This window comes from Anaerolineae bacterium (genome assembly GCA_035529315.1).
GTDB lineage: Bacteria > Desulfobacterota > Desulfobacteria > Desulfobacterales > ETH-SRB1 > Desulfaltia.
This window is the reverse complement of the sequence record DATKWZ010000032.1, coordinates 1-8,716: the sequence shown is the minus strand read 5'-3', so window position 1 is coordinate 8,716 and position 8,716 is coordinate 1. Positions and strand designations below refer to the sequence as shown.

Genomic DNA, 8,716 nt, shown 5'->3' with positions numbered 1-8,716 from the left:
ATGGCTGCTTGAGTAAAGGCTTGGTGCTCCTAATGAGCTTCAGCCCAGTTAATACCGGATGCGATATTTATCTTCAGTGGCACCTTGAGGTCCCAGACCCCTTCCATGATATTTTTGACAAGTTCCTGAAGTAAATCGATTTCATCAGGAGGGGCTTCAAAAACGATTTCATCATGCACGGAAAGAAGCATTGCAGACTTAAGATTTCTATCCCTTAATGCAAGGTCCACATTTATCATCGCCACCTTTATAAGGTCTGCGGCAGTGCCCTGAATAGGAGTATTAACCGCTGTTCTCTCGGCAAATTCGCGCACGTTTTTATTTGGGTTGTTGATGTCAGGCAGAAGACGGATGCGGCCTAACAAAGTGGATGTTTTTTCTGTTTGTCTTGCTTCTTCTATTGTCCGGTCAATAAATTCTTTAACCCCTTTGTACCTTGCAAAATAGTTTTCTATATATATTGTTGCCATCTTCCGGCTTATGCCAAGCTCTTTGGAAAGGCCGTAAGCGCTCATACCGTACACAATGCCGAAATTTATAACCTTGGCCTGCTGCCTTAACTCAGAAGTAATAAAAGAAGGGAAAACCTGAAACACTTCGGCTGCCGTGCGTGTATGAATATCCTCATCATCATTAAAAGCCTTTATCAGTATCTGGTCGTTTGAACAATGTGCCAGAATGCGCAGCTCTATCTGCGAGTAATCGGCTGAAAGAATCGACCATCCTTTTTTAGGGATAAATGCTTTGCGGATTTCCCTGCCTTCATCTGTACGCACGGGAATGTTTTGAAGATTCGGATCAGAGCTGCTGAGACGGCCTGTGGCTGTAACCGTCTGGTTGAATGAGGTATGGATACGGCCTGTCTCCGGGTGAATGAGTTCAAGCAAAGCATCGGTATATGTTGACTTTAGCTTGGACAGACTGCGGTATCTTAAAATAATAACCGGAAGCTCATGCTGTTCGGCAAGGCTCGTTAACACATCGACATCTGTTGAATAGCCTGTCTTTTTTTTAGTTTTTTTCTGCACCGGCAGATTGAGCTTTTCAAAAAGAATCCTGCCAAGCTGCTGCGACGAGTTTATATTGAAATCTTCTCCTGCAATGGCAAAAATTCTGCCTTTAAGCTCTTCAAGCTGATGCTCAAACAATTTTGAAAGCAGGCTGAGCTTTTCTTTGTCTATGCCGATTCCGGTCATCTCCATCTTCATCAAAACAGAAACAAGTGGCATCTCCACCTTTTCAAAAAGCTCCGTAAGACCGGCATCTTTAAGCATAGGCATCAGTTTATTGTAAGCCATCAATGTAATATCTGCGTCTTCGCACGCATACGGCCCTGCCTTTTCTATGGGAACATGGGAAAAGCAAAGCCCGTTCCTGCCTTTGCCACCCGTAACCTCCTTGTATGTAATTGTCCTGTGATCAAGAAAATCAAGAGCTATCTGGTCAAGATTATGCGCCCGTTTTGAAGGATTGAGAAGATATGAGGCCAGCATTGTATCAAACATCACTCCGGCAAGGTTTATTCCATGACGCGCAAGAACTATCCAGTCATACTTGATATTCTGGCCGATCTTTTTAATGCTCGGGTTTTCAAGAACAGGTTTCAGCAAGTTTAAAACATCTGCAATATCCGGCTGCTCCGGGACGCCCGGATAATCATGGCCGCATGGGATATAAAATGCTTCATCAGGCTTACTTGAAAAAGACAGCCCCACAAGCCCGGCCCGCATTGGATTTACAGAGGTAGTCTCTGTGTCCAGTGCAAACAGCCCTACCCTCTCAAGATTATTGACAAGATCGGAAATATCGTCAATGCTGAAAATTGTCCTGTATTTTTTTTGGGAAAGATCGCTGTCCCGCGGGAAAGCCTGCTGCAACTGCCTGAATTCCAGGTCTTTAAACAGCCTGGAAAGAATATTATTATCAGGAGTTTTTGATTTAAACTCTTCCGGGTTAAATGATAAAGGCAGGCTTGTATTAATTGTCACAAGCTTTCTGCTCAAAAAGGCCTGGTCTTTGTATTTGACAAGATTTTCATGCAGCTTTTTCTTTTTTACAGTATCAATCCGTTCATATAAAAGCTCCATGCTTTGATATGTTTTAATCAGATCAACAGCGGTTTTGGGGCCGATACCCGGCACGCCCGGAATGTTATCCGCTGTATCGCCGCTTAAGCCCATTATATCAATTGTCTGCAGCGGCTCCACTCCAAAGGTTTTCCGTATAGCCTCCGCATCTATTATCTTATCCTTCATGGGATCCCAGATAGTGGTTTTATCGGTCACAAGCTGCATGAAATCCTTATCCCCTGTAACCATGACCACATGGAATCCGGCTTTCTCGGCAACTTTTGAAATGGTGCCGATGAGATCGTCTGCTTCATATCCGGACATCTCGATAGCCTGTATATTGAATCCCTTTGTTATATCCTTTATATATGGGATCTGAACCGACAGGTCATCCGGCATCAAAGGGCGGTTAGCCTTGTATTCTTTATATATCTTATGCCTGAAAGTCGGCCCCTTTGCGTCAAAAAACATTGCCACATATTCCGGCGCCCGATCTTCAATCAGTTTTAAAAGGGTCCTGGTAAATCCAAAAGCAGCGTTTGTAGGCAAACCTTTCGAGTTTGTAAGGCTTTGGATTGCATGATAAGCGCGATAAATATATGCGCTCCCGTCTATCAGGTATAATGTCTTTTCTTTATTCATGGCAGTTACTTCGCAGGATAAAATCGATATTTACTATTTGGAAAACAGCATTGCCGGTTAAATGATCTGCCTGTCAACATATTTGATAAGCACAGAAAAATCCATCATATTTTTTCAGCGCTACTTTTCTCCGCCTGACAGGCGCGCGCCAAGGAATAATATTGCATTTTATAACTACAGTTGATATTGCGCTTACAGCCGATATATAGCAATATTTATTGTGCTTTGGCGACAAGAGACCTTTAAAAAATGCAGCCCAAACCTAAAAATGAACAGATGATCAGGATAACCCTCAAGGGGCGGGCAGGTAAGGATAAACAAGATTAAGTCTCACTTTAGCTATCCAGCAAATAATAAAAAATCATAGTCTTCGGTTATGCTTATAGAGTTTACAATCCAAATGAGTTATGGTTTTAAGGTTTAACTATTAATCTTGGTGAAAGGTAATTTATCATGCCACCGATTATATCAATCGTAGGAAAGTCTGGATCAGGCAAAACCACACTAATAGAAAAGATAATCCCTGAATTAAAAAGGCGTGGCTATAGAATCGGCACAGTCAAACACGCATATCATGGATTTGACATTGACCAGAAAGGCAAGGACAGCTCACGGCATAAGGAGGCCGGGGCAGACATGGTAATTGTAGCCTCGCCCGGCAAAATCGCAATGGTAAGGGATACTGACTCCGAATCTTTAGAATGTCTTGAGGGATACTTTCATGACATGGACATCATTATAGTCGAAGGTTATAAAAGGGAAAACAAACCTAAAATAGAGATCTTCCGTTCATCAACCCACAAAAAACCTCTTTGCGGGGAAGATAATAATCTCATAGCCTTTGTTACAGATTCAAATATAGACTTGAAAGTGCCGAAGTTCGGATTGGAAGACATAGATAGCCTGGTCGATTTTATAGAAAAAAAGTACTTATGAAAAACAGCGATCTTACACATTTAAAAACCTGGTTTGCCGATTATGTGTCTGGTTACTACACCCCTGATGCAGAATATAACCGCGCTATCAGGTTAAAAGAAAAACATACAAAACGTGTGTGCGACAAAATCGTCATGTTAGGCAAATCCCTGAATATTTCAGAGCAGGAACTGCTGCTGGCGGAAACAACAGCTTTACTGCATGATATCGGAAGGTTTAAACAGTATGCCATATACGGCACATTCAATGATATGAATTCTAAAAACCATGCCCGGCTGGGATTGCAACAGATAGGAATACATAAAATTTTGAATGTATTTTCAAAATATGAAAAAAGGCTGATCGCAAAAACTGTTGCACATCATAATGCCGCTGTTCTTCCTGAAAAAGAGGATGAAAAAACCCTGTTTTTCATTCGGCTCCTCAGAGATGCTGATAAACTCGATATATGGAAGGTTTTTATTGATTACTACCATGAACGGGGAAAAAATCCAAATTCAACCATCGAACTTGGCCTTGCCGATAAACCAATATGTTCGCCCCGTGTTTTGCAGGCTTTGAAAGAATGCAAATCCGTAAGCATAAATGATTTGAAAACATTAAACGACTTTAAGCTGCTTTTAATAGGCTGGGCATTTGATCTGAATTTTGTTCCCTCATTTCAGGCCCTTCAAGACCACAACTATTTAGAGCAGCTTGCGTCAACCCTGCCTCAATCAAAAGAGGTGAAAGAGGCGGTAAGCCAGGCGCGTGATCATGTGATAAAATGTTCAAGAAAAACTTTAAGCTCCATAACGCATTAAAAGGAGGAAAACAATGAAACAGGCACTTATTTTGCTGGCCATAGCAGGAATATGGTTCCTTTTACAGATGTATATCCTGCCTAAATTAGGAATTTCCACATGAATGAAAAACGCCTGTCAGTTGACAGATCAAAAGCAGGATACACAAGACCAAAAATCAAAGGATAAAAAATAAGGATAAACACTATGGCGCTACTGGTTACAGGAGGAGCCGGCTATATCGGCTCTGTTTGTGTTGAAGAGTTCTTGCTCCAGGGACATAAAGTAGTAGTAATAGACAATTTGCAGGAAGGACACCGGGAAGCGGTGCTTCCTGAGGCTATTTTCTATGAAGGGGATTTTGGGAATCAATCTTTATTGAGAACGATTTTTCAGGACCACTCCATTGATGCGGTAATCCATTTCGCGGCTGACACCAGAGTTGAATCTTCCATGATTGATCCAGGTCGGTTTTTCAATAATAATGTGGTAAATGGTATCGCTCTTCTGGATGTCATGCGTGAGTTTAGCTGCGACCGAATGATCTTTTCCTCCACCGCCGCAACTTTTGGCGAACCAAAGTATATCCCGGTGGACGAAAAACATCCTCAGGTACCGGTTAATCCGTATGGAGAATCCAAGCTGATGTTTGAAAAAATTCTGGACTGGTACCACAGGGCCTACGGCCTCAAATTCAATGCCCTGCGATACTTCAATGCCGCAGGCGCCAGCAAACGATTCGGTGATGCAAAACGCACGGTTACACTTCTTATTCCAGTAACGATACAGGTTCTGCTTGCACAGCGTGAAAAACTGTATATATTCGGCAATGACTACAAGACAAAAGACGGCACCTGCATCAGAGATTATATACATGTGCTGGATCTGTTCCAGGCTCACATCCAGGCGCTGGAAAATCTGGATAAACATCCCAGCGGCAAATATAACCTGGGCAATGGACAGGGATTTTCCAACCTTGAAGTAGTCAAGACCGTGGAGCTAATAACCGGCAAAAAGGTCACTTATGAATTTGCGCCACGCAGGCCCGGAGATCCGGCAGTTCTTATAGCCTCTTCAGATCTGGCCCATCAGGAACTTGGCTGGAAACCGAAATACGCAAAACTGGAAGATATCGTTTCCTCAGCCTGGGAATGGCATAAAAAGCATCCGAATGGATATAAATAAAGCCTTCCTTTTTTAAAAAGGGGTTTTTTATAAGTAATTATGGATATGCACGCAACTACAGACACAGTGCCGCAATTGAGCGAACAAAGCTCAAGAGAAAAAATCTTCAAGATCTTAAGCCTCAGCGTCCCCGTATTAATGGGTATTTTTCTATTTTTTGTTCCTTTTCCACACACAACAGCCATAAAAGAAACCTGTTTTTACGGATCTGTCACAATTGTCCTTATTTTAATCTACTTCAAAAAGATTGACTTTTCCTTCAAGTCGCCGCTTACACTTCCTTTTGCGCTCTTTACCGCATGGGCATTGATCGGCCTTTTTTTTGCGCTTGATAAAGGAAACAGTCTCCACGATTTCAGGGCACATTTACTTAAATATCTGGCGATTTACTACATCCTGATAAATTTTTTCAGTTCCCGAAAACGACTCACAATTTTATCATGGACAATAATCATATCAGCCGCGATTTTTTCCATTGGAGGATTGGTTTACTTTTACGTTATATTGAAAAACCCTATATCAATAAGATTTGGATTCTCCCGAATGATGGCCATTGACCTTATCGGCTTTGTAACCATATTTGCCATGCTTTTATCAATGCGCCAATTCAGACTGGAGACTAACTGGTATCGCAGAGCCATTCTTGTTGTTTGCCTTCTGGGAACATCTATGGCAACATATTTAACAATGTCGAGAGGTTCATTAGGAGCGGTATTTATTGCGCTTATTGTATTTTTTGTTAAAAAAAACAAATTATTAGTTGTATTCCTTATAATCTTCTCCTTGATAGCCGTAAGATCTGTTCCTGTATTAAAGTCTCGCCTTTCGTTCAGTGCTGCTTTAAAGGATATAAGAGTAGGTATAAATCTCACAACATTAGAAATTATCAAAGATTATCCTGTAACCGGAATAGGATTTGGGATGCGAACATATGGATATAGCAATTTTATTGATCTGGAAAAATATAACGCAAAAATACCCCCTCAATATCGGCAACAAACGGTTATTAGATCGCCCCATAATTCTCTTGCAGGCGTGGCTGTCAGAACAGGCATTGTCGGCCTTGCGTTGTTTCTTTTTATTTATTTTATCTTTGTTCGTCTTGGCTGGAAGATAATACGATACGGAAAAGATGATTTTATCAAAGACTGGGGAGTCTGTATAATGGCGGCATTTATCGGTGTTTTTGTACAGGCATTATTTGCGGATGGAATGTTCGGCCCGCAGGCAATTGTTCTCTATACCATATTTGCAATTATGACCATATTGTGGCAACTTAACACGGAAACTGACAGCATCATAATATAAACAAAAAGCAAAACGATTGTTGAACCAGGGAAGGAGTTCAATTCCATCTAAAATGAACCAGATAACTGTTGACATAATTATTCCAACATATAACCGCGCCGATCTTCTGCCGGAAACGCTTAAAAGTGTGCAGAATCAAACTTTTTCAAACTGGAAATGCTGGATAGCAGAAGATGGTGAGACTAAAGACACGTTGGCTGCCATCAAACCTTTTCTGGAAGATAACCGCTTTAAATATTTGTCTGGAAAACATGCGGGCTTTCCGGCAACTCCTCGGAATCGTGCTATTCGAAAGGGAAACGCCCAATACGTTGCCGTGCTTGATGATGATGACCTGTGGCTGCCGGAAAAGCTGGAAAAACAGATAGAATTTTTAGACAGTCATGCAAACTGTGTACTGTTGGGGTGCAACGCTTTTCGTTGGTCTGGAACAGGAAAATTGGATGAAAGTCCTTTATATTACAAAACTTCTAAAGTGGAAAAGATAAACTATAAAGCTCTGCTGCGTCAAAATTACATAATTCATTCCTCTGCAATGCTACAGAGAAGCGCTCTTGAACAGGCAGGATTATATAATGAAACGCTTAACCCTCCTATAGGCGAGGATCACGAATTGTGGTTGCGTGTCAGTGTGCTTGGTGAAATTTGGGTTATGCCGGAACCCTATGTAATATACCGGACAACCCCTAACACATATTATTCCAAACTTGATCGTCGACAGAACTATCAGGCAGCAGCGAATATTTTCGAAGCTGCGTTAAAAGGTGCGAGAAACATACCAAGCCCTCTTTCTTATCCAGAAAATGCACATCTCGCTGCGGCATGCCGGCGTGAAAGAGATTTCTATCTTGCAGGTCCACGTTTTCTGGGACGGTTCAGGCATGAATTGGCATCAACAATCAAAACAATATTCAAACCCTACTAAGACAAGTGCGTATGCAGAAATATATATGTTCAACAATCAACTTTATACTGGAAAAACTCGGTTTCACACTCCAGGAATTAGAGAAAATGTGGGAACGGGATGCTTTTGCAAAGCTTTACGAATCACGCATAAACCACGTTCCCCTATCCAGTGAATATCCTGCTGAATCTATAGTCTTTTCTAAGGACAGGGCCTTACAACTCCATGCGCTCATATCTTCTTACCTGGAAAAAGTTACTTCACCTGTACCGATTCATATTCTATATCAAACCTCGACTCCATCGCACCAGAAAGCGTATGAAGAAGTTATTAAAATCTTTACCAACAATAATGTTTCTTTTACAAAACAGGATTCTAACAATTCATTCCGCAGCAATCTAATTTCATTACTTAAATCTGTACATTCGGAAAAGATTTTTTTTCTGGTGGATGATGTGCTTTTTATTGAAGATTTTGACATTCAAGATTTCGTAAAATTTGATACCGACAAATTCGTCCCTACATTGCGAATGGGACTAAACTTAAAAAAGTGCTATACAGTTCAAAAAGAGCAATCATTACCCGAATTAATACCGGACATTGTAAAAGATAAAGACAAAATAACCTGGAAATGGGATCATGGCATCTATGACTGGTCATATCCTCTTTCTTTAGATGGGCATTTTTTCTCCACCCAGGAAATTGCCATAATAATACAATTGACCGAGTTTTCAGCGCCAAATACCCTTGAAGACCAGTTACAAAAATTCCGTAGGTTTTTCCTGTTTCGTATGGGGGTAAGCTACAGAAAATCAAAAATTGTTAATGTTCCGTGTAACAAGGTCCAGATAGAGAATAAAAACTTATATGGAGACTTGCATCAGGATTTT

The 8,716-nt window shown here is 41.1% G+C and carries 7 protein-coding genes; 6 read left to right on the top strand and 1 reads right to left on the bottom strand.

Going from position 1 to position 8,716, the window contains the following annotated elements; translation table 11 throughout:
* Positions 1-29: 29 nt before the first annotated feature.
* Positions 30-2,711: a DNA polymerase I gene (polA, locus tag VMW78_06075; protein ID HUV50569.1), complete on the bottom strand. Its 2,682-nt coding sequence runs from the start codon at positions 2,709-2,711 to the stop codon at positions 30-32.
* Positions 2,712-3,164: 453 nt separating this feature from the next.
* Between polA and mobB the strand changes: the two genes are divergently transcribed.
* From mobB to VMW78_06045, 6 genes are all read left to right on the top strand, one after another.
* Positions 3,165-3,647 carry a molybdopterin-guanine dinucleotide biosynthesis protein B gene (gene mobB / locus VMW78_06070; protein HUV50568.1) on the top strand — a complete coding sequence of 161 codons (483 nt, stop codon included), beginning with the start codon at positions 3,165-3,167 and terminating at the stop codon, positions 3,645-3,647.
* Positions 3,644-4,450 carry an HD domain-containing protein gene (locus VMW78_06065; GenBank protein HUV50567.1) on the top strand — a complete coding sequence of 269 codons (807 nt, stop codon included), beginning with the start codon at positions 3,644-3,646 and terminating at the stop codon, positions 4,448-4,450. The genes mobB and VMW78_06065 overlap by 4 nt, the downstream gene beginning before the upstream one ends.
* Before the next feature lie 186 nt (positions 4,451-4,636).
* Positions 4,637-5,614, top strand: a complete 978-nt coding sequence (gene galE / locus VMW78_06060) for a UDP-glucose 4-epimerase GalE (GenBank protein ID HUV50566.1) — start codon at positions 4,637-4,639, stop codon at positions 5,612-5,614.
* A 39-nt stretch (positions 5,615-5,653) separates the two neighbouring features.
* A complete protein-coding gene (locus tag VMW78_06055) occupies positions 5,654-6,922 on the top strand; it encodes an O-antigen ligase family protein (protein HUV50565.1) in 1,269 nt (422 codons plus the stop codon).
* Positions 6,923-6,974: 52 nt separating this feature from the next.
* The gene (locus tag VMW78_06050) at positions 6,975-7,847 is read left to right on the top strand and encodes a glycosyltransferase (GenBank protein HUV50564.1); all 873 of its coding nucleotides are present in this window, start codon (positions 6,975-6,977) and stop codon (positions 7,845-7,847) included.
* 11 nt (positions 7,848-7,858) lie between these two features.
* On the top strand, positions 7,859-8,716 hold an 858-nt coding region (locus VMW78_06045), incomplete at its 3' end, for a hypothetical protein (GenBank protein ID HUV50563.1).

Excerpts from the sequence above, each read along its gene's own strand:
- mobB (HUV50568.1), top strand. The coding sequence starts at position 3,165 with ATGCCACCGATTATATCAATCGTAGGAAAGTCTGGATCAGGCAAAACC.
- VMW78_06050 (HUV50564.1), top strand. The coding sequence starts at position 6,975 with ATGAACCAGATAACTGTTGACATAATTATTCCAACATATAACCGCGCC.
- galE (HUV50566.1), top strand. The coding sequence starts at position 4,637 with ATGGCGCTACTGGTTACAGGAGGAGCCGGCTATATCGGCTCTGTTTGT.
- VMW78_06065 (HUV50567.1), top strand. The coding sequence starts at position 3,644 with ATGAAAAACAGCGATCTTACACATTTAAAAACCTGGTTTGCCGATTAT.
- polA (HUV50569.1), bottom strand. The coding sequence starts at position 2,711 with ATGAATAAAGAAAAGACATTATACCTGATAGACGGGAGCGCATATATT.
- VMW78_06055 (HUV50565.1), top strand. The coding sequence starts at position 5,654 with ATGGATATGCACGCAACTACAGACACAGTGCCGCAATTGAGCGAACAA.